General features: G+C 39.8%; 20 protein-coding genes. 16 read left to right on the top strand and 4 right to left on the bottom strand.

Going from position 1 to position 20537, the window contains the following annotated elements; genetic code table 11:
- The first annotated feature begins 119 nt into the window (after positions 1–119).
- The 11 genes from J0656_RS02320 to purD all read left to right on the top strand — a co-directional run bounded on the left by J0656_RS02320 (position 120) and on the right by purD (position 13455).
- Positions 120–1151, top strand: a complete 1032-nt coding sequence (locus J0656_RS02320; RefSeq protein ID WP_207031208.1) for a glycosyltransferase family 4 protein — start codon at positions 120–122, stop codon at positions 1149–1151.
- Between the two features lie 29 nt (positions 1152–1180).
- A complete protein-coding gene (locus J0656_RS02325) occupies positions 1181–2311 on the top strand; it encodes an N-acetyl sugar amidotransferase (protein WP_207031209.1) in 1131 nt (376 codons plus the stop codon).
- The gene (hisH, locus tag J0656_RS02330; RefSeq protein WP_207031210.1) at positions 2308–2922 is read left to right on the top strand and encodes an imidazole glycerol phosphate synthase subunit HisH; all 615 of its coding nucleotides are present in this window, start codon (positions 2308–2310) and stop codon (positions 2920–2922) included. Before J0656_RS02325 ends, hisH begins: the two co-directional genes overlap by 4 nt.
- 3 nt (positions 2923–2925) lie before the next feature.
- Complete coding sequence (locus tag J0656_RS02335) at positions 2926–3690, top strand: AglZ/HisF2 family acetamidino modification protein (protein ID WP_207031212.1); 765 nt, start codon at positions 2926–2928, stop codon at positions 3688–3690.
- Positions 3691–5811, top strand: a complete 2121-nt coding sequence (locus tag J0656_RS02340; protein WP_207031213.1) for a bi-domain-containing oxidoreductase — start codon at positions 3691–3693, stop codon at positions 5809–5811.
- A gap of 334 nt (positions 5812–6145) precedes the next feature.
- Complete coding sequence (locus J0656_RS02345; RefSeq protein ID WP_207031215.1) at positions 6146–7063, top strand: O-antigen ligase family protein; 918 nt, start codon at positions 6146–6148, stop codon at positions 7061–7063.
- A complete protein-coding gene (locus J0656_RS02350; protein ID WP_207031217.1) occupies positions 7060–8634 on the top strand; it encodes an alginate lyase family protein in 1575 nt (524 codons plus the stop codon). The genes J0656_RS02345 and J0656_RS02350 overlap by 4 nt, the downstream gene beginning before the upstream one ends.
- Entirely contained in the window at positions 8631–9824 is a 1194-nt protein-coding gene (locus J0656_RS02355) for a glycosyltransferase family 4 protein (protein ID WP_207031219.1), read from the top strand. The genes J0656_RS02350 and J0656_RS02355 overlap by 4 nt, the downstream gene beginning before the upstream one ends.
- 101 nt (positions 9825–9925) lie before the next feature.
- Positions 9926–10993 (top strand): MraY family glycosyltransferase, encoded by a 1068-nt coding sequence (locus tag J0656_RS02360; RefSeq protein ID WP_288979688.1) that lies wholly within the window; start codon positions 9926–9928, stop codon positions 10991–10993.
- Positions 10990–11961: a UDP-glucuronic acid decarboxylase family protein gene (locus tag J0656_RS02365; protein WP_207031223.1), complete on the top strand. Its 972-nt coding sequence runs from the start codon at positions 10990–10992 to the stop codon at positions 11959–11961. The genes J0656_RS02360 and J0656_RS02365 overlap by 4 nt, the downstream gene beginning before the upstream one ends.
- A gap of 216 nt (positions 11962–12177) precedes the next feature.
- Positions 12178–13455, top strand: coding sequence for a phosphoribosylamine--glycine ligase (gene purD, locus J0656_RS02370; RefSeq protein WP_207031225.1), 1278 nt, complete (start codon positions 12178–12180; stop codon positions 13453–13455).
- Here purD and J0656_RS02375 read toward each other — a convergent pair.
- Complete coding sequence (locus tag J0656_RS02375; protein WP_108245594.1) at positions 13444–13665, bottom strand: DUF6341 family protein; 222 nt, start codon at positions 13663–13665, stop codon at positions 13444–13446. The two genes, purD and J0656_RS02375, sit on opposite strands and share 12 nt — an antisense overlap.
- A gap of 39 nt (positions 13666–13704) precedes the next feature.
- Between J0656_RS02375 and J0656_RS02380 the strand changes: the two genes are divergently transcribed.
- The 4 genes from J0656_RS02380 to J0656_RS02395 all read left to right on the top strand — a co-directional run bounded on the left by J0656_RS02380 (position 13705) and on the right by J0656_RS02395 (position 17349).
- Positions 13705–14634 carry a DUF6427 family protein gene (locus J0656_RS02380; protein ID WP_207031226.1) on the top strand — a complete coding sequence of 310 codons (930 nt, stop codon included), beginning with the start codon at positions 13705–13707 and terminating at the stop codon, positions 14632–14634.
- Between the two features lie 39 nt (positions 14635–14673).
- The gene (locus tag J0656_RS02385) at positions 14674–15279 is read left to right on the top strand and encodes a DUF4254 domain-containing protein (RefSeq protein WP_207031228.1); all 606 of its coding nucleotides are present in this window, start codon (positions 14674–14676) and stop codon (positions 15277–15279) included.
- Positions 15263–16312: a glycosyltransferase family 9 protein gene (locus J0656_RS02390; RefSeq protein WP_313790171.1), complete on the top strand. Its 1050-nt coding sequence runs from the start codon at positions 15263–15265 to the stop codon at positions 16310–16312. Before J0656_RS02385 ends, J0656_RS02390 begins: the two co-directional genes overlap by 17 nt.
- 101 nt (positions 16313–16413) lie before the next feature.
- Complete coding sequence (locus J0656_RS02395) at positions 16414–17349, top strand: hypothetical protein (RefSeq protein ID WP_207031229.1); 936 nt, start codon at positions 16414–16416, stop codon at positions 17347–17349.
- Here J0656_RS02395 and arsS read toward each other — a convergent pair.
- From arsS to J0656_RS02410, 3 genes are all read right to left on the bottom strand, one after another.
- Complete coding sequence (gene arsS / locus J0656_RS02400; RefSeq protein ID WP_207031230.1) at positions 17346–18434, bottom strand: arsenosugar biosynthesis radical SAM (seleno)protein ArsS; 1089 nt, start codon at positions 18432–18434, stop codon at positions 17346–17348. The genes J0656_RS02395 and arsS overlap by 4 nt on opposite strands.
- 87 nt (positions 18435–18521) lie before the next feature.
- On the bottom strand, positions 18522–18857 hold the full coding sequence (locus tag J0656_RS02405) for an arsenosugar biosynthesis-associated peroxidase-like protein (RefSeq protein ID WP_108245588.1): 336 nt from the start codon (positions 18855–18857) through the stop codon (positions 18522–18524).
- Between the two features lie 192 nt (positions 18858–19049).
- The gene (locus J0656_RS02410) at positions 19050–19607 is read right to left on the bottom strand and encodes a fasciclin domain-containing protein (protein ID WP_207031231.1); all 558 of its coding nucleotides are present in this window, start codon (positions 19605–19607) and stop codon (positions 19050–19052) included.
- Positions 19608–19763: 156 nt separating this feature from the next.
- Between J0656_RS02410 and J0656_RS02415 the strand changes: the two genes are divergently transcribed.
- Positions 19764–20537: a patatin-like phospholipase family protein gene (locus J0656_RS02415; RefSeq protein WP_207031232.1), complete on the top strand. Its 774-nt coding sequence runs from the start codon at positions 19764–19766 to the stop codon at positions 20535–20537.

Raw genomic sequence — 20537 nt, forward strand, 5'->3', positions numbered from 1 at the left:
TACACTGTTGTTTGGCGGCTTTTTACATAGATAATTATGGATATCAAGAAAACATTCTGCCTAAGCTGCATAAAATACAGGGGCACGATATTGAAATCGTCGCATCTACAGAAACCTATTTGGACAATAAGGCACTAGGATATGTGGAACCAAGTGTTTATGTTAACGAAAACGGAATCCCTGTTTCCAGAATTCCATATGTAAGCTGGTTGCCTCACATATTAGTAAAGAAATTAAGAATTTACAGCGGTCTTGGAGAGGTACTGTCCAGATTCGAACCAGACATTATATTTTTGCACGATTCACAATTTTTGAGCATCAATCAAATTGTACGTTATGTGAAGAAAAAAAAGGATGCCAAAGTATATGTGGATGGGCATACAGATTTCATAAACAGCGCAAGAAATTGGGTTTCCAAAAACATTCTACACAAAATAATCTATAAGTATTGTGTAAAAAAAATAGAGCCATACACCACAAAATTTTACGGCACCTTACCTTTGCGGGTCGAATTTTTCAAAAATGTATATGGAATTGATGAAAGAAAAGTTGAACTTCTCGAGTTGGGAGCTGATGATAGCTCATTTGATTTTGCTCGACGGGAAAACATTAGAAAGAGCACGAGGAAAAAATTAAAGCTGGAAGAAAATGATTTTGTCATTGTTACTGGAGGCAAGATTGATAGAAGGAAGAATATTCATTACTTGATGAGGGCAATGGAAGTCTTAAAGACAGACAACATCAAGCTTATTATATTTGGATCGCCCAACAACGAGATGAAAGCTGAAATAGAAAGGTTGTCCGCCAACAAAAACATAATATTTTTAGGGTGGCTTTCATCTCAAGATATATATTCTATTTTGTTTGCTTCCGACCTTGGCTTTTTTCCGGGTACCCATTCAGTATTATGGGAACAATCTGTGGGAGTTGGGCTGCCATGTGTTTTTAAGAAGTGGAACAACATAGATCATGTAGATGTGGGTGGAAACTGTGAATTTCTTGATGAGGTCACAGTGAAAAGCATAGCAAATAAAATATTGGACATATACAAAAACAAAGAGCTATACTCAAAAATGAAAGCAAATGCTATGGGAAGGGGAGTAGAAAGATTTACCTACTCCAAAATAGCCAAAAGAGCGATCGAACAATAATTAAGTAAAAACGTAAAGAGGAATCTATAATGGAATATCAGATATGCACAAATTGTGTAATGGATACAACAGACTCAAAAATTGTTTTTGACGAAAATGGAGTATGTGACCATTGCAATACATTCTATAATGATATTTTACCCTATTGGCACACGGATGAACGAGGGGAAAAAAGATTGAAGGAAATTGTGGCCAAAATAAAAAAGGAAGGAAAGGGGAAGGATTTCGATTGTCTAATGGGAATGAGTGGGGGAATAGACAGTTCTTACTTATTATATGCCATGAAGGAAAAATATGGTTTAAGACCTTTGGTGTTTCATGTTGATGCCGGATGGAACTCACAAATTGCCGTCAATAATATTGAGCGTTTGGTGGACGGTCTTGGTCTCGATCTTTATACAGAAGTCATAAATTGGGAAGAAATAAAAGATTTGCAGTTGGCGTTTTTTAAATCAGGAGTGCCACATATAGATACACCTCAGGATCACGCATTTTTTGCAACCATGTATAAATTTGCCTCTAAGCATAAAATCAAATATATTCTTACTGGGGGCAACTATTCAACAGAATGTGTTAGAAATCCATTGGAATGGATGTATTATCAGTCAGATTCGATTCAACTAAAGGATATTTATAAAAAACACGGTACCGGGAAACTTAAAGATTATCCCGTAACCAATATCTTGTGGCATAAAGTATATTTGCCATATTTTAAAGGAATAAAGCTGATTAGGCCATTGGACTATATTCCATACAATAAGGATGAGGCCATGCAATTTTTGGTTGACAATTATGGTTACCAAAAATACCCTCAAAAACATTTTGAATCACGCTTTACCAGATTCTATGAAGCATATTGGCTGCCAAAGAAATTTGGATATGACACAAGAAAAGTTCAGTTTTCAAGTTTGATATTAACAAACCAAATGACTAGGGAAGAAGCATTGGAAGAACTTGAAAAGCCTGCTTACAACCCAATAACTATAAAACAGGATTTTGAATTTGTGGCCAACAAATTGGGCATATCCGTAGAAGAGTTGCAAGGCTATATGGATGAGCCCAACAAAACATATAAAGACTACAAATCACAAGAAAGCATCTATAACATTGGAGCAAAGGTGATGCGGATGTTTGGACTTGAAAAAGGAGGAAAGCGATGATAAAAATCGTAAATTATGGATCTGGGAACATTCAGGCCATTTTAAATATTTATAAACAGTTGGATATAGAATGTGTAGTTGCTGAAAACCCAGAACAACTTGGCGACGCTACAAAGCTGATTTTACCTGGTGTTGGTGCTTTTGACGAAACAATGCAGGAGCTTTTGGATTCTGGGTTTCAGGCTGAATTAAACCGATTGGTACTGGAAAACAAAATACCGGTCTTGGGAGTTTGTGTTGGCATGCAGATATTGGCAAAACGCAGTGATGAGGGAAAACTGCAGGGTCTAGGTTTCATCGATGGGGAAGTAAAGAAGTTTGACAGTAACATTTTTGAGCACAAACCTCACTTGCCGCATTTGGGATGGAACAGTATCGAGCCAGTAAAAAGGCATCCTATTTTTGATAATATAGGATTTGAAGAAGGGTTTTATTTTCTTCACACCTACTATTTTTCCTGTAGTTCAAAAGATGATATCCTAGCCACAACCGAATATGGACTTGAATTTTCTTCAGCAGTGAACCACGAAAATATTTTTGGTATGCAATTCCACCCAGAAAAGAGCCATAGCAACGGGATTCAATTATTTAAAAACTTCGCAAACCTATAATCTATGCTTCGCTCAAGAATAATACCTTGTTTGTTGGTAAAGAACAAAGGACTTGTAAAGACTGTTCAATTCAAGGAAGGTAAGTATGTCGGCGACCCCATAAATGCGGTAAAAATATTTAATGAAAAGGAAGTGGACGAACTTATGGTCCTCGATATCGATGCCACAAAAGAAGGAAGGGAACCGGACTTTGTAATGATCGAAAACCTTGCCAACGAATCCCGAATGCCATTATGCTATGGAGGAGGTGTTAAAACAGTGGAACATGCCAAAAAAATTATTCATCTGGGGGCAGAAAAGGTAGCACTTAGTTCAGCTGTAATTGAAAATCCAAACTTAGTGACCGATATCGCGAACGCAGTTGGAGTGCAAAGTGTTATTGTAGTACTAGATGTAAAAAAGAAGGGGTTATTCGGCAAGTATCAGGTATACACAAACAACGGTACTAAATCCACAGGAAAGAATCCTGTAGATCTTGCTAAAAAATTTGAATCCCTTGGAGCAGGAGAAATTGTAGTCAATTCCATTGACAATGATGGTGTAATGAAAGGTTATGATATTAATTTAATCGACTTGGTAAGATCTGCAATAGATTTACCATTAACTGTGTTGGGAGGAGCCGGTAGCTTGGAAGACATTAAAAATGTTATCGCCAAATACAAGATTATTGGTGTGGCAGCCGGAAGCCTATTTGTTTTCAAGGGAAAGTTTAAGGCCGTTTTGATAAACTACCCCAATAAAGATGAAAAAAGAAAATTACTGAGCTAAATGAAGCAGATAATCCAAGATATAAAGAACGGGGAAACAATATTGGAAGAAGTGCCAGTACCCAAGGTAAAATCAGGTCATGTTCTGATCAAGACCAAAAAATCGTTGGTGTCCCTAGGTACTGAGCGTATGTTGGTCGAGTTTGGAAAGGCAAATTTTATCCAAAAAGCCAAACAACAACCAGATAAAGTAAAAATGGTTTTGGACAAAGTAAAGACCGATGGCCTAAAGCCTACAATAGATTCTGTCCGCAATAAACTGAACCAACCATTGCCTCTAGGGTATTGTAATGTGGGCGAAGTAATTGGTGTAGGTAAAGGTGTAACGGAATTTCAAATTGGTGATCGTGTTGCCTCGAATGGAAATCATGCAGAATATGTGAACATCCCCAAAAATTTGGTGGTTAAAATTCCTGATAACGTTACTGACGACGAGGCTACTTTTACTGTTATTGGCGCCATTGGGTTGCAAGGTATAAGATTATTGAACCCAACTTTTGGTGAAACTATGGTAGTGGTTGGTCTTGGTCTTATAGGTTTGGTAACAGCTGAACTGCTTATGGCAAATGGATGCAATGTTATTGGTTTTGATTTTGATCCCGATAAGGTAAGGATAGCCGCGGAAAAGGGTATTAAGGCCATAAATCCGGCTGAGGGTACCGATCAAGTAAAATTTGTTGAATCTTATACCAAGGGAATAGGTGCCGACGGAGTAATTATTACCGCATCCAATAAAAGCAATGAGATTATTTCACAAGCAGCCAAAATGTGTAGAAAAAGAGGAAGGGTTGTCTTGGTTGGGGTTATTGGTCTAAACATTAGTAGAGCAGATTTTTACGAAAAAGAAATTTCATTCCAAGTATCTTGTTCCTATGGCCCTGGAAGATATGATGAGGAATACGAACAAAAAGGTAATGATTATCCAATCGGATATGTCCGTTGGACCGAAAAAAGAAATTTTGAAGCCATATTGAACGCGATTTCAAAAGGCACTGTAGATGTAAAACCTTTAATTACTGAGCGAGTACCATTAAAGGACTTTCAAAATATTTATGGAGATATGAGCGGTTCCAAGTCAATTGCCTCAATTTTGGAGTACAATCAGGAAAGTGAACCAAGCAGTACCGTAACCATAAAGGAAACTTCCTTTGAAGGTAAAAAGGGGATTATTGGAATTATTGGAGCTGGTAACTTTACAAGCTCAACCATTTTACCCAATTTAGAAAAATTGAATGCCCATATAAAATATATTGGCAGCTCAGGGGGGTTATCCTCCACGATTATGGCTAAACGCCATTCAATCGCGAAGTCCACTTCGGATTATCATGAGATCCTGGGAGATAATGAAGTGGATTTGGTCTTAATTACAACAAAGCACAATATGCATGCACCAATGGTGCTGGAAACCTTAAAATCGGGAAAAAGTGTTTTTGTTGAGAAACCTTTGGCATTGACCTATTCCGAAATTCAGGAAATAATAGATGTATATAGAGACCAAAATGTTAGTTTAAACGTCGGCTTCAATAGAAGATTTGCCCCGATTGCAAAAAGGATGAAACAATTATTGGGCAATAATAATAGCCCAATGAATATCGTAGCAACTATGAACGCCGGATTTATACCCTCGGATGTTTGGGTACATGACATGGAAATAGGGGGGGGCAGAATAATTGGAGAAGCCTGTCATTACATCGATTTGTGTAATTATTTATCAGGGAGCAATGTTAAAGCTGTATGCATGAATGCGATGGGGATGAACCCAAAAGAAAACACGGATAATGCCAGTATTCTTCTAAAATACGAAAACGGTGCCAATGCAACAATCAACTATTTTTCAAATGGCAGTAAAGCATATTCCAAAGAGCGTGTAGAAGTGTATTCCCAAGGAAGAACCATGATCATGGACAATTGGAGAAAATTGAAGACTTATGGTTTTAAGAACGGGAAGAACATGTCCTCCAAACAGGACAAAGGGCATTTTAACCAGTTTAAAGAATTAATACATCAACAGCAAAATGGGGGGAATCCAATTATTTCATTTGATGAAATAATTAACACAAGCAAGACCTCCATTGCAGCTATAGAATCTTTACAAAGGCAACAATGGATCACAATTGAATAGATGAATGGTTAAAGATAAATATCTTGAAAAAGTAACTTTTTGGGTCACTGGCATATTTGTTTTTTTACTGCCGTTAGATGTCAAGATATTGGTGCCATTAATAGGATTGATGATATTAATGGCAATCTTTCGTGCAAAACGGTCTGGTATCACAAACAACATTCAAACATTCAAAAGCTCCTTTATATTTTTCATTCTTCTTTTTTTGTGGCAATTGATTACAATAGCATGGTCAACTGACACATCAAATGGATTAAAAGCAATTGAACACAGGTTGTTTTATCTAGCAGCCCCCCTCTTGTTTTTATTGGTCAAAAAGTGGCCATCATTCCAGATGATGCGAATTTTTGTAATAAGTAACTTTTTGATATGCCTCTACTGTTTTGCCCATTTGGCCCATTTTTTTATCACCGAAAAGTTTTATTTCATTGACCGTACGATCAATGAAGGCATAACTCTGGAAACTTTTCATTATATAGCATACCATGGTGGCGCAAACTTTGTCGTGTTCGATGTGCACAGGCTATACTTTTCCTTTTCACTGCTATCTGCCTTTTTGTTTCTTTATTTTAATAAGGATATTTTAAAAAATAGAGTTTTCAGATATATTGTTGCCTTTACATTCATATTTGTAATCTTCTTATTGGTGTCCAAAATTGCCATCATGCTCTTGGTGGCCCTATTGTGTTACATTACCTACCAAAAGCTTAGAAAGAGCAAGGCAAAAAAGCGAATGATAATCATGTCGGTTTTCATTCTTATTATGTCTTTGGGATTTTATTTGGCAAAAACCAGGTTCCGTCAGTCCATTGAACAAATGGGGGCCATTAACGAAAAGAAGGAAGGAAGCCTAATAGAACGTTTTCAATACACAAAGTGTTCCCTGGAGCTTATTGGCGAGGCACCCGTATTTGGTTATGGCATTGGCGACATCAATACTAAAATGAAAGAAAAACTGATAAAGAATGACTTTACATTTCTTCTACATAAGGGCGTATATGACCCACATAATGAGTTTTTAAAAACGTATATCGGGTCTGGGGTTATTGGATTTTTTTTATTTTTTGGAATTTTTATATCAATTTTTCGCAGGGCATATTACAATCAGAATATTTTACTCATGATCTATACAGGAATCGTTTTTATCGTTTGTATGATTGAACCGTTTTTAAGCAGACAAGCAGGGATTTTACCCGTGCTTTTTTTTATTGGACTGCTTACCTACAATGAAAAGAATACTTTGCTGGCATGAATTTTTTAAAGCTCATCAATACTATTAGATACCTGCGCCAAAAGCAGGTTTTTTATCGACTATATTATTTGGCAAGAAAAAAGTTTGGCAATACAGCTTATAACAAACCATTGATAAAGGAAATTGAGCCATTGAAATGGAATGACCCTGTATTTTTTGCTGATTCTTTTTTTTTGGAAAAAACATTTTGCTTTCTAAATGTTTCACACCAGTTTCAGGGACAGATAGATTGGAACTATAGTGGCTTTGGAAAATTGTGGACCTATAACCTTAATTATTTTGATTTCCTCAACCAAAAAAGTATAACAACAAAAAAGGGCCTTGATTTAATCAAGGATTACATGGAGACCAAAAAGCAATTGCAAGACGGGCTTGAACCCTATCCAATTTCGTTGAGAGGGATAAACTGGATAAAGTTTCTTTCAAGAAACCAGATAAAGGACCATGCTATAAACGAAACCCTTTACAAGCACTATCAGAGGCTGTACCACAATCTGGAATACCATCTATTGGGAAACCATCTCTTGGAAAATGGATTTTCGCTATTTTTTGGAGCATACTATTTCAAGGATGAACAACTTTACCAAAAGGTAGAATCTATTCTAAAAACAGAATTGGAGGAACAGGTTTTGAACGATGGTGCCCACTTTGAGCTGTCTCCCATGTACCATCAGATTTTATTGCATCGTTTACTGGACTGTATAAATCTTGCCCAATCAAATCCTTGGAGGTCTGACAGACTGTTACCATTATTAAAGGAGAAGGTTGTAAAAATGCTTTCATGGCTTCAAACGGCAACTTTTTCCAACGGCAATATTCCTATGGTAAATGATAGTGCTTATGAAATTGCCCCATCATCCCAAACTCTTTTTAATTATGCCAAAGAACTTGGTATTAATTGGAAATCCGGTAGATTGGATGATTCTGGATATCGAAAGTTCGAAAGGACCAATTTTGAAGTTTTTATGGACGTGGGAAATATTGGTCCAGATTATCAACTGGGTCATGCGCATTCCGATACTTTTAGTTTTGAACTGTATGTGGACCAGAAGCCAATACTTGTGGATACAGGAACTTCAACTTATGAAAAAAACCAATTAAGACAGAAAGAGCGAGAAACCGCCGCACACAATACTGTTAAAATAGGCAACAGAGAACAGACACAGGTTTGGGGTGGTTTTAGAGTGGGCAAAAGGGCCAAGGTCGTTGAACTTGAAGAAGGGGATAGTTATATTAAAGCCTCTCACAATGGATATTACCCTACCCTTCATGAAAGAGAGTTTAGGATTGAGGATAGTGGATTCAAAATAATTGATAGTATCAAAAACCAAAAAGAATGTGCAGTCGCACATTTTCATTTCCATCCAAGTATCATCAATATAGAACAAGAGGAGGATTCAGTCATTTTGCAAACAGAAGGAATTGTGATCTTTTTTAAAGGAGAGGGAATAAAGGTTTCCAATCAGTCATGCCATATTGCGGAAGGCTTCAATATCCGAAGAAGCGCAATTAAAATTGAGGTGAGTTTTAATCAAACTTTAGAGACAACCATAAGAAAAGTAAATAGATGAGAATTCTTTTTCTAACGGACAATTTCCCCCCCGAATTCAATGCCCCTGCTTCACGCACTTATGCGCACTGCAAGGAATGGGTAGAACAAGGGGCAGATGTAACGGTCATTACCGGAGCACCAAACTTCCCAAAAGGGAAGGTTTTTGAGGGCTATAAAAATAAACTGAGACAAGAAGAGTGGATCGACGGTATCAGGGTAATTCGGGTTTGGACCTATATTGCCGCCAACGAAGGCTTCATAAAAAGAATTGTGGACTATAACAGCTTTATGATTTCAGCAATATTCGCAGGTCTTTTTATAAAAACAGATTTGATTATAGCCACGTCTCCACAATTTTTTACCGCTATAGCAGGTAGATGGCTGTCCATTTTAAAAAGGAAAAAATGGATTATGGAGGTGAGGGACATTTGGCCAGAATCCATAAAAGCTGTAGGTGCTATGAAGAGCAACTTTATCATCAGGTATTTTGAGTATTTGGAAAGAAGAATGTATAAAACTGCCTATAAAATTGTTACTGTCACAGATAGCTTTAAAAAGCAATTGATTGAAACGCATAATATTCCATCCAGTAAAATAGGAGTGTTTAAAAATGGAATCGATGACTCGCTGTTTCAACCATCGCCAAAAAACCAAGAGATTTTAAAAAACCATGATTTAGAGGGAAAATTTATAATTGGGTACATAGGTACCCATGGGATGGCACATAAACTCGATTTTGTATTAATCGCCGCTAAGGAAATCAAGGACCCGAATATTCATTTTTTGTTTTTGGGCTCAGGAGCGGAGAAAGAAAATCTATTTAACCTAAAGGAAAAACTAGCATTAAAAAATGTTACGATGTTGGATTCGGTACCCAAAAATAAAGTTGGCATGTACATTTCAATCTTAGATGTAGGACTCGTAAACCTCAAGAAGTCGACAACCTTTAAATCTGTGATTCCATCAAAAATATTTGAGCTGGCGGCCATGCACAAACCTATACTCTTGGGTGTGGAAGGAGAATCTAAAGAATTGATTGAGAGCTATGGAATAGGTGAATCCTATGAACCTGAAAATAAAGAGGAATTTATAAATAAGGTGAAAAAGCTAAAAACTGAAAAAAACAAAGAATATCCGTTTGATACCTTTGTGGCTGATTTTAAAAGAAATAATATTGCAAAACAAATGCTATTGTTCATGAGTAAATAGCGTAAATTTTAAGTAAGATGAACTTTCTGGAAACAGCGGTCTTAGTTTTTATTGGATCCTTCCTCTTAGTGTATCTCACAATCCCCAAAATAATAGGTGTTGTGGAATACAAAAGGTTAATGGATGACCCAAACCAAAGAAGTTCACATAGTCGGAGAACACCAACATTGGGAGGGGTTTCCTTCTTTTTCACAATCATTATTGCTCTATTCTTTATTAAGAACTGGCACGAACATACCGAAGACATATTCATCATTCCCGGTCTCACCATCTTGTTCATTGTTGGTTTAAAGGATGATATGGTAGTACTGTCTCCCGGGTCAAAACTAATTGCTCAAGTGATTGCAATTGCTTTTATTTTGGTTAACGATAGCTTTGGAATAGAATCATTGAACGGCTTTCTCAATATCTATGAGATTCCATATTATTTATATCTGGCAATTGGAGGATTTTTAATGCTTACCATTATCAATTCGTATAACCTAATTGATGGAATAGATGGGTTGGCTTCAATAGTTGGTATAGTGATTATGGTTATTTACACCACAATTTTCTATTTGTCTAAAGAGTATTTTTTTGCATTGATAGCCATTACAATGAATGCCTGTTTAATGGCGTTTTTTGGATTCAATATATCATCAAGCAAAAAAATTTTTATGGGCGACACCGGCTCTTTAATCGTCGGGTTTATCATAAGCGTTTTGACATTGAAGTTTCTGGCCCTTGAACCAACAGCTTATGGAGAGCTTCCATTTTTGCTGGAAAATGCGCCATTGATAGCAATAAGCATTTTGATAGTTCCTCTTTTTGATACAGCGAGAGTGTTTGCGATCCGGTTGGCAAACAAAAGAGGGCCATTCTCTCCAGATAGGAACCATGTACACCATGTACTTATAGATTTTTGGGGGCTTTCCCACAAACAAGCAAGTTTTATCATAGGCTGTTTCAACATCATCTTTGTGGTGCTGTTTATTATTTTGGGAAGCAAGGCAAAGAATACAGGAATGGTGATAATGCTTGTCAGTGTTGTAATTTTTTTAGCCTATATATTTTTCAGGTACAACTACAACTTTACCACGTTAAAGCAGAAGATTCGGTTGAAAAGGAAAATAGAGTCCATTAAGGGAAAAAAGGAAAACCCTGCTAAAAACAAGAATGATCAAGAATGAAAAAAACACTAATAACCGGAGCTGCAGGGTTTTTAGGCTCACACCTTTGTGATCGGTTCATTGCCGAAGGCCACCATGTTATTGGCATGGATAACCTGATTACAGGGGATATCAAGAACATAGAGCACCTGTTCCACCTAAAGCGGTTTGAATTTTTTCATCACGATGTTACCAAATTTGTCCATGTTCCGGGCAAGATGGATTATATCCTTCATTTTGCATCTCCTGCAAGTCCAATCGACTATTTAAAGATTCCCATCGAAACTCTCAAAGTTGGTTCCTTGGGAACACTCAATCTTTTGGGATTGGCCAGAGATCACGGAGCACGCATTTTAGTCGCCTCCACATCCGAGGTGTATGGTGACCCGTTGGTACATCCCCAGAATGAGGAATATTACGGAAACGTGAGTCCCATTGGGCCGCGAGGAGTATATGATGAGGCCAAACGCTTTATGGAATCCATAACCATGGCCTATCACCGGCACCATGGACTGGACACCCGTATCGTTCGGATTTTTAACACCTACGGATCTCGAATGCGCCTTAATGACGGCCGAGTGGTTCCCGCTTTTATGGGTCAGGCCCTTCGTGGAGAGGATTTGACCGTGTTTGGGGACGGCTCGCAATCCCGATCCTTTACCTATATCGATGACCAAATTGAGGGAATCTATCGCCTTTTGATGAGCGATTATGTAGAACCCATCAACATCGGTAACCCGGATGAAACCACTATTTTGGAGTTTGCCGAAGAAATCATCAAACTGACGGGAACCGACCAAAAAATCGTGTTCAAACCATTGCCGCAAGACGACCCCATGCAACGTCAGCCCGATATTTCACGTGCCAAGGAAGTTTTGGATTGGGAACCCAAGGTACATCGTTCCGAAGGCCTCAAAAAAGTATTCGAATACTTTAAATCCCTTTCGGATGAAAAGTTATGGGAGGCCCACAGAGAGTTTTTACCATAAATCACTCGTCAAATGTCATTTCGAAAAGAGGGGCGAAGCGACGATTGAGGAATCTGACTTATTGTAGATTTCTCGCATTCGCTCGAAATGACAACCACGCTCCGTAATGGCTTAGTGGAAATTTGTGCAATTCGTGTCGAAAAGTAAGCCCAGATCATTTGCAAATAACCCTTAAATTAAATTTGAATTGAGTTATTTTTGCCAAAACATCGAATCATGAATATCCTGGTCTTGGGCTCTGGCGGTCGCGAACATGCCATTTCCCTAAAAATCTCTCAAAGCCCTAAAACATCCAATCTTTTTGTAGCGCCCGGCAATGCGGGCACCTCTCAAATTGCCACAAATGTTGAGGTGGGCGTGAACGATTTTGAAGCCATCAAACAATTGGTGCTCAAAGAAAGCATAGAATTGGTAGTAGTAGGACCGGAAGATCCTCTGGTAAATGGGGTACATGATTTTTTCTTGAAGGATACCGAACTGAACGCCGTTCCTGTTATCGGGCCGGAGAAAGCTGCTGCAGAGCTCGAGGGGAGCAAGGAGTTTGCCAAGGAGTTTATGATGCGGCACAATATTCCAACGGCAGCTTACGAAAGTTTTACGAGTGAGACATTGGAAAAGGGGTATACCTTTTTGGAAACCCTAAATCCACCGTACGTACTAAAAGCGGATGGACTTGCTGCAGGAAAAGGAGTTTTGATCCTTCAAGATCTGCAGGAAGCCAAGGACGAGCTTAAATCCATGTTGGTCGATTCCAAATTCGGGAACGCAAGTGCCACGGTGGTCATCGAAGAGTTCTTGGACGGTATCGAACTGAGTTGTTTTGTATTGACGGACGGAACCAATTACAAAATCCTTCCCACCGCCAAAGATTACAAAAGGATAGGTGAGGGAGACACCGGACTCAACACGGGCGGCATGGGGGCCATTTCCCCGGTTCCTTTTGCCGATTCGGTCTTAATGGGCAAGATAGAGCGCAAAATCGTAAAACCGACCGTAGACGGGCTTAAAACGGATAATTTACCTTATGTGGGCTTTATCTTTATCGGATTGATCAAAGTCGGCGATGAGCCCAAAGTAATCGAGTACAACGTTCGTATGGGAGATCCAGAGACCGAAGTTGTGATTCCGCGCCTTAAAAGTGATCTTGTGGATGTGTTATTGGCAATGGCGAACGGCACCCTTGATCAAATTGACCTTCAAATCGATGAAAGAACGGCAACCACGGTTATGGCCGTATCGGGAGGCTACCCTGAAGCCTACGAAAAAGGCAAGGAAATCACAGGGGCAGAAAACATTCAAGATTCTATTGTTTTCCATGCGGGAACTAAAATGTCCAACGGAAAAGTAGTGACCAACGGAGGGCGTGTAATAGCCGTTACTTCCTTTGGAAAAGACTTTAAGGAAGCATTGAAAACATCCTATCAAAACATGGAAAAACTCCATTTTGATGGAATGTATTACCGAAAAGATTTAGGATTCGATCTAGATGTATGAGTGGGAGCTTATGCTCTTGTCCTCTTCACCGTTCTCGTTGAAAATCTTCAACTGGCCCATCCAGTACACCATCGCCACAAAACCGATGATCATAAAAATCCAGTTAATGGAGTTGGAACCCCACCAGCTGTGCATAAACCGGAAAAAATCCAATGGTGCGAAAAGGTAGTTTACAAATAAGTCCTCTATACCGTAAAAAAACTTGCTCATCTTGGCTATATTTACTTTACAAAAGTAGCAAAAGATAGGATGATTTCAAGCTTTTTCGGAAAAACTAAACCCATAAACAATATAGTTCTCGCCAGTTTCCTGTTCCTATTCTATTTTACCAATGTTTTTTTTCAACTGGGAGATCAAAGGATCAATCAGGTTATTCCCTTGGAAATGATGCTGTTTGCGGTTTTGTTGGTCTCGGTTTTCATCACCAATCAAATTGTAAGAACGGAAAAGGCAACAGAGTCAAACTCCTATGCGATGCTCTTTTTTGTACTTCTGATTGTTACGTTTTCCGATGAATTGGTGCTTCAAAACGTACTGTTCGCCAACTTCTTTTTGCTCTTGGCCTTCTGGAGGATATTGTCCATCAAATCCACAAAAAACGTAAAGCACAAAATTTTTGATGCCTCCCTATTGATTGCCATTGCAAGTTTGTTCTACGATTGGGCCCTTGCCTTTATGCTCCTCGTTTTTTTTGTGATCGGGGTCTACGACCGTAAAACGTTCAAAAATTGGTTGGTTCCATTGTTGGGGGTAGGTACAATTTTTATACTTACGTTCACCGTTTTGAAACTAAAAGGGTCAATGAACTTTTTTGAGGACCATTATCAATTTTCCTTGGGCCTTTTTACCAGCAAATCCTTCTTTCAGGTATTGAACATAAAGACATTGATCTATCTGATTTTGACCATACTCGTTTCCATTGCCGTGTTCATTAGGTTGAGAAACGTGAGCGGAGGAAAATTACTGTTGCTTCGGATCGTGTTTTTAATCTTTGTTTTGGGCACCGGTATTATTCTCTTTACCCCTGCCGATGCATCGCCCGTTTTGCTTACCTTTTTTCCTGCCGCCGTATTTTTTACCAATTATTTTGAAGTGATGAAAAAAAGAAGGCTTCAGGAAGCTTTAATGGTAGGCTTTGTGGTATTGGCCTGTTCGCTTTTTGCCGTTCACCTCAACTAAATATGGCATAAAGCAATATCTTTGAACAAAATTTAAGCTATGTTCAGCGATTTTGCATTCAATATATTTCAAGAAAGTATTGATACCTATCACATCAAGGACGATGTGTGCCAAGAATTCAGCAACCCTTATCCAAAGGATAAAGTGGAGCATTTGCTATATAGGAAAAACTGGATAGATACCGTGCAGTGGCACTACGAAGATATTATTAGGGACCCAAAAATAGATCCTGTTGCCGCGTTGGACCTCAAACGTAAAATTGATGCCAGCAATCAAGATCGTACGGACTTGGTGGAATATATCGATAGTTACTTTTTGAATAAATACCAATCAGTACATGTAAAAGAAGAGGCCACCATCAATACCGAAAGCCCGGCCTGGGCCATAGACCGTCTTTCCATTCTCGCGTTGAAAATATATCACATGCAAGAAGAGGTAAACCGTACCGATGCATCACCAGAACACATTAATAAATGCAGTGAGAAACTAGCGGTGCTTTTGGAGCAGAAAAAAGACCTTTCCACCGCCATTGACCAGTTGTTGGCCGATATTGAGGCAGGGGAAAAGTACATGAAAGTCTATAAACAGATGAAAATGTACAACGACGACGAACTTAACCCGGTGCTTCGTGGTCAAAAAGGGTAAACATACCCATATCTTGGTCATTCGCTTATCCGCTATGGGCGATGTGGCAATGACCGTTCCTGTGCTCCGTGCACTCATCGATAAATATCCTGAAATCCGCTTGACCATCCTCACCAAAAAGAACTTCATGCCCATATTTGATGGCTTGGAGCATGTGCAGGTCAAAGAGGCCGATGTTAAAAATAGACACAAGGGTTTGATGGGGCTTTGGCGTCTCTACAAAGAATTGAAACCCCAACAGTTTGATGCCGTTGCGGACCTCCATAATGTGTTGCGCAGCCGTATACTCAAAAAGTATTTTGCCCTGGACCGTCTTCCTTTTGCCCAAATTGATAAAGGAAGGAAGGAAAAAAAAGCACTCACGCGATCTAAAAACAAAGTTTTTGAGCAGCTAAGGACAACCCACCAGCGCTATGCCGATGTTTTTGGACAATTGGGATTCCCGGTTGACCTATCAAATGCCAAGCCATTAGAGCGTATTCAGCTTTCCGAAAAAGTGTTGGGACTGGTAGGACAGGATGTGAAAAAATGGGTAGGCATTGCCCCCTTTGCGGCTCACGAAGGCAAAATGTATCCATTGGAATCCACCAAGGAAATCATCAAAAAATTGGATGATACCGAAAAGTATAAAATTTTGCTTTTTGGCGGTGGAACCAAAGAAATTGAAGTGCTGGAAGGTATGGCCCAAACCAGTGAAAATGTATTTTGCATGGCGGGTAAATTGAATCTTTCCGAAGAACTACAACTCATCTCCAATTTGGATGTAATGCTGTCCATGGACAGTGGCAATGCACACATGGCGGCCAATTACGGCATTCCCGTGGTTACTCTCTGGGGGGTTACCCATCCGTTTGCCGGGTTCTATCCATTTGGGCAGCCCTTGGAAAATGCGCTCATGGCCGACCGTGGTATCTACCCTTTGATTCCGACCTCGGTTTATGGTAACAAGGTGCCCCAAGGGTATGAGAACGCAATGGAAACCATCAAACCAGAGCGAGTATTGGATAGATTGACGGGCATCTTGGACAATTGAGCAACCAATTATCGGTTATTGCATCATTTTATATAAAATCGATTATCTTAACTTTCCGTGTCCGTTTTTGGACATTGACCGAAGTCATATAAAAACAAGCTATGAAAAAAACGAACTTGATATTTACCATGTTTCTGGGAGCTGTTCTGCTCTCTTGTTCCTCTGAAGAGCCTACAACAAATCCTGAACCGGTTCCTAGATTGAACATTACTTTTATCATGGATAACGAGGCTGAAAGGTTGGACAATTTGGGCAACCCTGTATCGGTTCCCGAAGGAAATGCAGCGCAAGACCCCGATTTTGAAGTTCTAGGGTTGCATTTTATGGGCCTGTATCCGGACAAGTTCACTCCCTATGATGAGGGTGTCACCATCACTTCGACCGCAACTACGGGAAGCGGGGGAGCCACTGCCATCGATTTTAACAGCGAAGTGTTTTTGAATGAAGAAATCAACACCTTCAGCATTCCATTGAGTTACGTAGCCTCAGGCACATATGAATATTTTAGGGCTTCTATTGGGTACCAGAAATACAAAATCGTATACAACCTTGAGGGAGCCGAAACGGAAATTCCCGACTGGCCGGATGGCGTCGACGATAATATTGATGTGGATGCCACTGTTGGATCTTTTTTGGGTTACAACACTTATATCGGCAATTATACCTTGGACAAACTTACAGTAGATGTCAATGGGAATAAGGCCCAAGGGTATTTTGGCCTGGAAACCCAAGGGAATATTAACGGGTTTGTCCTAACGCAATTAACACAAGGCAATGCTCCGCAAACCACGGTGCCCAACCCAATAGATGATACTTCCCCGGTTCCGGAGGGTTCATGTGTAGTGACGGGACAATTTCCATCGGCTTTGGTGATACCAGCAAATGCATCCGAAGACATTAATATTGAAGTGGTCATATCCATCAACCAAAGTTTTGAATGGGAAGATGGTAACGGCAACGGTAAATATGAACCTCTATTGGGTGAAAGCGTCGTGGATATGGGCACAAGGGGCGTGTTCCCTTCCGTAGTGGATTAAGCCACCGTTCCCTGGCAACTACTACCGGCCCCTGCGGTGCAGCCGTAGCAATGTTGAGAAATGATAATGTCCCGATTACTGAGCACATCATCATTGTAATCCTTGATGTGTTTTACTTTGCTCGCCACTTTTAGGTCCAACATTTGATTGAAATCGCAGTCGTATAACCAACCGTCCCAACTTACAGAGATGGTATTGGTGCACATTACGTTTTCAACTGCGGCCGGATTATAGGCCTCAACCAAGGAATACATATAATCCTCGTAATTGTCCGAAGCGATGAGGTAGTCCAAGAACCGAGAAATGGGCAGATTGGTGATGGCAAAAAGATTGTGGAAGTCGATGTCAAAATCCTCTTTAAGCGCTTTTTTGAAATCATGTTCCATAGCCGCTTGGTTAGCAGGCAAAAACGCTCCTGAGGGATTATACACCAAATCCAAGCGCAAATCGCTGTTTGGCATTCCATAACCCACTTTGTTGAGCATTTGTAATGCTTTTATGGATTTGTCAAAAACCCCTTCTCCCCGTTGCTTGTCCGTTTTACCCCGGGTGTAGTGCGGCATGGAGGATACTACGTGTACATTGTGCTTTTTGAAAAATTCCGGTAGGTCGTGGTACTTTTTATTGGCCAAAATGATGGTCAAATTGGAGCGTACGATGAAATCTTGGATGCCCGCTTTGGACGCTTCCTCCACAAACCACCTAAAATCCGGGTTCATTTCCGGAGCTCCACCGGTAAGGTCCAAAGTGTGCGCTCCGGTGTTGCGGATGACCTCCAGACATTGTTCCATGGTTTCCCGCGTCATGATTTCCTGTCGGTCGGGGCCGGCATCTACATGGCAGTGCGCACAGACTTGATTGCACATATATCCCACGTTGATTTGGAGCACTTCCAACTTTTTGGGCTTTAACGGGAATTGACCTGTTTCTGCAATTTTATCCTTAAAAAACGGAAGTTCTCCCCCGACAAAAAGGTCGCCACTCAATATTTCCAATTGTTTTTGGGTATTGGCAAGCTCATCTTCCCGTGCTTTCAACGATTTTTTAGCTGCTTTTTTTATGTCTGTGAGTATGCTTTGCGTCATATCTACTTTTTATAATCCTAGAGGAAACCTTGATGTTCCACTTGAAATATTTTTCAGTCCAACTCTTTCAAAAGAAGCGCTCCAGTACTACATGGAAAGTTTATCGTACTTGTTCATCATTTGAACACCATGTACCAATGTTGCACCGCTTTCTATAGCTGCACCGGCGTGTACTGCCTCCATCATCTCTTCCTTGGTAATGCCACGTTGCAGACCATCTTTGGTATAGGCATCTATACAGTATGGGCACTTTACCACATGAGCCACGGCCAGGGCAATCAAGGATTTTTCGCGGGCACTGAGTGCACCTTCCTCAAAAACCTTTCCGTAGTAGTCAAAAAACTTTTTGCCCAGTTCCTCGCTCCACTCTGTGATGTTGCCAAATTTTCTAAGGTCTGCTGGGTCGTAATATGAATTGGCCATGTTCTTCTATTTAATGTTTTACCTAAACATACAACAATTATCATTAATCATTTAGGTCGAAAGTATTTGTGCAAGATTACAGATCCTGAAAAATAAATATCTCGTGATACAGGAAATCTGATTATTAGATATCTAAAAAGAAAAGAGCGACAATTGTCGCTCTTCTGCTAATTCAAATTATGAAGGAAATGTTTATTTTGAAGGTAACACAACAGTATCCACCACATGGATAACCCCATTGGATTGGTTCACGTCGGCGATGGTTACAGTGGACACGTTTCCGGCACCGTCCTTGATCATGATCATACCTTTGTCCATCATGGCGGTCAAGGTATCTCCGTTCACTGTGGTAAGCTCGGCCATGCCGTCACCTTTCTTAATCCATTTTTTCAAGTCTTTGGCGTTGTATTTTCCAGCCACCACGTGATAGGTAAGTACTCCTTGCAATTTTGCCTTGTTTTCTGGTTTGAGCAATGTAGCTACCGTTCCATCAGGCAATTTTTCGAATGCACTGTTGGTAGGAGCAAATACGGTGAATGGACCTTCACCTTGTAGAGTTTCTACCAATCCAGCAGCTTTTACGGCAGCAACCAAAGTAGTATGGTCTTTAGAGTTTACGGCATTGGAAACAATATCCTTGCTTGGATACATGGGGGCTCCCCCTACCATTTTAGTTTGTGAAAAACCTGTAGTGATGGTCATAAATCCAGCACAAGCAATTAGTAATGTTAATGTTTTAATAGATTTCATGAGATTAAATTTTTAGTTTATATAATCACTTACGGAGTTTTGACTAAATGGGTTTGGTTTTTTGATTGTAGCGAGGTCTTTTAATCGAAATACAATGTTGTAGTAACCTTGGAAAACTATCATTATGTTACCTTTACACGGTATTACTTTTAAGAAATGCTTGAAGATAAATCCATAGGCTTGGTGCTTTCCGGGGGAGGTGTCCGTGGCATGGCACATATAGGACTTATAAAGGCCATGCGCGAACATGGAGTCGAGGCTAAAGTAGTGGCCGGAACAAGCATTGGTGCTCTAGTGGGTGCGCTATATGCCAACGACAATTCGGTGGAGGATATGCTCAAGTTCTTTAAAGAGACCCCATTGTTCCAGTATAGCTTTTTTGCCATCAACAAACCCGGGTTTATCGACACGGAGCGGTATTTTAGCATTTTTAAGCATTTTTTTCCCGAGAACAACTTCAAAAGTTTAAAACGCCCTCTTTTTGTGGTCGCAACAGATTTATTGAAAGGTAGCGAGAAGGTGTTTTATGAGGGGGAACTCATCAAACCTTTATTGGCATCAGCCGCCTTACCGCCCGTTTTTAGCCCCGTAACCATTGATGATGTACTGTATGCCGATGGAGGAATCATGAACAATTTTCCAAAGGAATATGTACATCATATTACAGACTATACCATTGGGAGCAATGTGTCCATAACCGTTCCCTTGGAAAAAAAGGATTTGAGAAATTCCTTTCAGTTGACAGCAAGGGTCACTAGTTTAATGATCCATGCATCGAATCATGAGAAGATGATGGAATGTGATCTATTTATCGAGCCTAGCGAATTGGAGACCATAGGCGTTCTTGATAAAAAAGGTATCGAAAACGCTTTCAATATAGGGTACGAACATGGAAGCAGGGCCTTGGAAAAATTGTTGACCAAGACCTAG

The organism is Flagellimonas aurea (assembly GCF_017313785.1).
Lineage (GTDB): Bacteria > Bacteroidota > Bacteroidia > Flavobacteriales > Flavobacteriaceae > Flagellimonas > Flagellimonas aurea.

What these genes read in the sequence shown, in the direction of transcription:
- J0656_RS02325 (WP_207031209.1), top strand. Translation starts at nt 1,181, where the DNA reads ATGGAATATCAGATATGCACAAATTGTGTAATGGATACAACAGACTCA.
- hisH (WP_207031210.1), top strand. Translation starts at nt 2,308, where the DNA reads ATGATAAAAATCGTAAATTATGGATCTGGGAACATTCAGGCCATTTTA.
- J0656_RS02335 (WP_207031212.1), top strand. Translation starts at nt 2,926, where the DNA reads ATGCTTCGCTCAAGAATAATACCTTGTTTGTTGGTAAAGAACAAAGGA.
- J0656_RS02340 (WP_207031213.1), top strand. Translation starts at nt 3,691, where the DNA reads ATGAAGCAGATAATCCAAGATATAAAGAACGGGGAAACAATATTGGAA.
- J0656_RS02345 (WP_207031215.1), top strand. Translation starts at nt 6,146, where the DNA reads ATGATGCGAATTTTTGTAATAAGTAACTTTTTGATATGCCTCTACTGT.
- J0656_RS02350 (WP_207031217.1), top strand. Translation starts at nt 7,060, where the DNA reads ATGAATTTTTTAAAGCTCATCAATACTATTAGATACCTGCGCCAAAAG.
- J0656_RS02355 (WP_207031219.1), top strand. Translation starts at nt 8,631, where the DNA reads ATGAGAATTCTTTTTCTAACGGACAATTTCCCCCCCGAATTCAATGCC.
- J0656_RS02365 (WP_207031223.1), top strand. Translation starts at nt 10,990, where the DNA reads ATGAAAAAAACACTAATAACCGGAGCTGCAGGGTTTTTAGGCTCACAC.
- purD (WP_207031225.1), top strand. Translation starts at nt 12,178, where the DNA reads ATGAATATCCTGGTCTTGGGCTCTGGCGGTCGCGAACATGCCATTTCC.
- J0656_RS02375 (WP_108245594.1), bottom strand. Translation starts at nt 13,665, where the DNA reads ATGAGCAAGTTTTTTTACGGTATAGAGGACTTATTTGTAAACTACCTT.
- J0656_RS02380 (WP_207031226.1), top strand. Translation starts at nt 13,705, where the DNA reads ATGATTTCAAGCTTTTTCGGAAAAACTAAACCCATAAACAATATAGTT.
- J0656_RS02385 (WP_207031228.1), top strand. Translation starts at nt 14,674, where the DNA reads ATGTTCAGCGATTTTGCATTCAATATATTTCAAGAAAGTATTGATACC.
- J0656_RS02395 (WP_207031229.1), top strand. Translation starts at nt 16,414, where the DNA reads ATGAAAAAAACGAACTTGATATTTACCATGTTTCTGGGAGCTGTTCTG.
- arsS (WP_207031230.1), bottom strand. Translation starts at nt 18,434, where the DNA reads ATGACGCAAAGCATACTCACAGACATAAAAAAAGCAGCTAAAAAATCG.
- J0656_RS02405 (WP_108245588.1), bottom strand. Translation starts at nt 18,857, where the DNA reads ATGGCCAATTCATATTACGACCCAGCAGACCTTAGAAAATTTGGCAAC.
- J0656_RS02410 (WP_207031231.1), bottom strand. Translation starts at nt 19,607, where the DNA reads ATGAAATCTATTAAAACATTAACATTACTAATTGCTTGTGCTGGATTT.
- J0656_RS02415 (WP_207031232.1), top strand. Translation starts at nt 19,764, where the DNA reads ATGCTTGAAGATAAATCCATAGGCTTGGTGCTTTCCGGGGGAGGTGTC.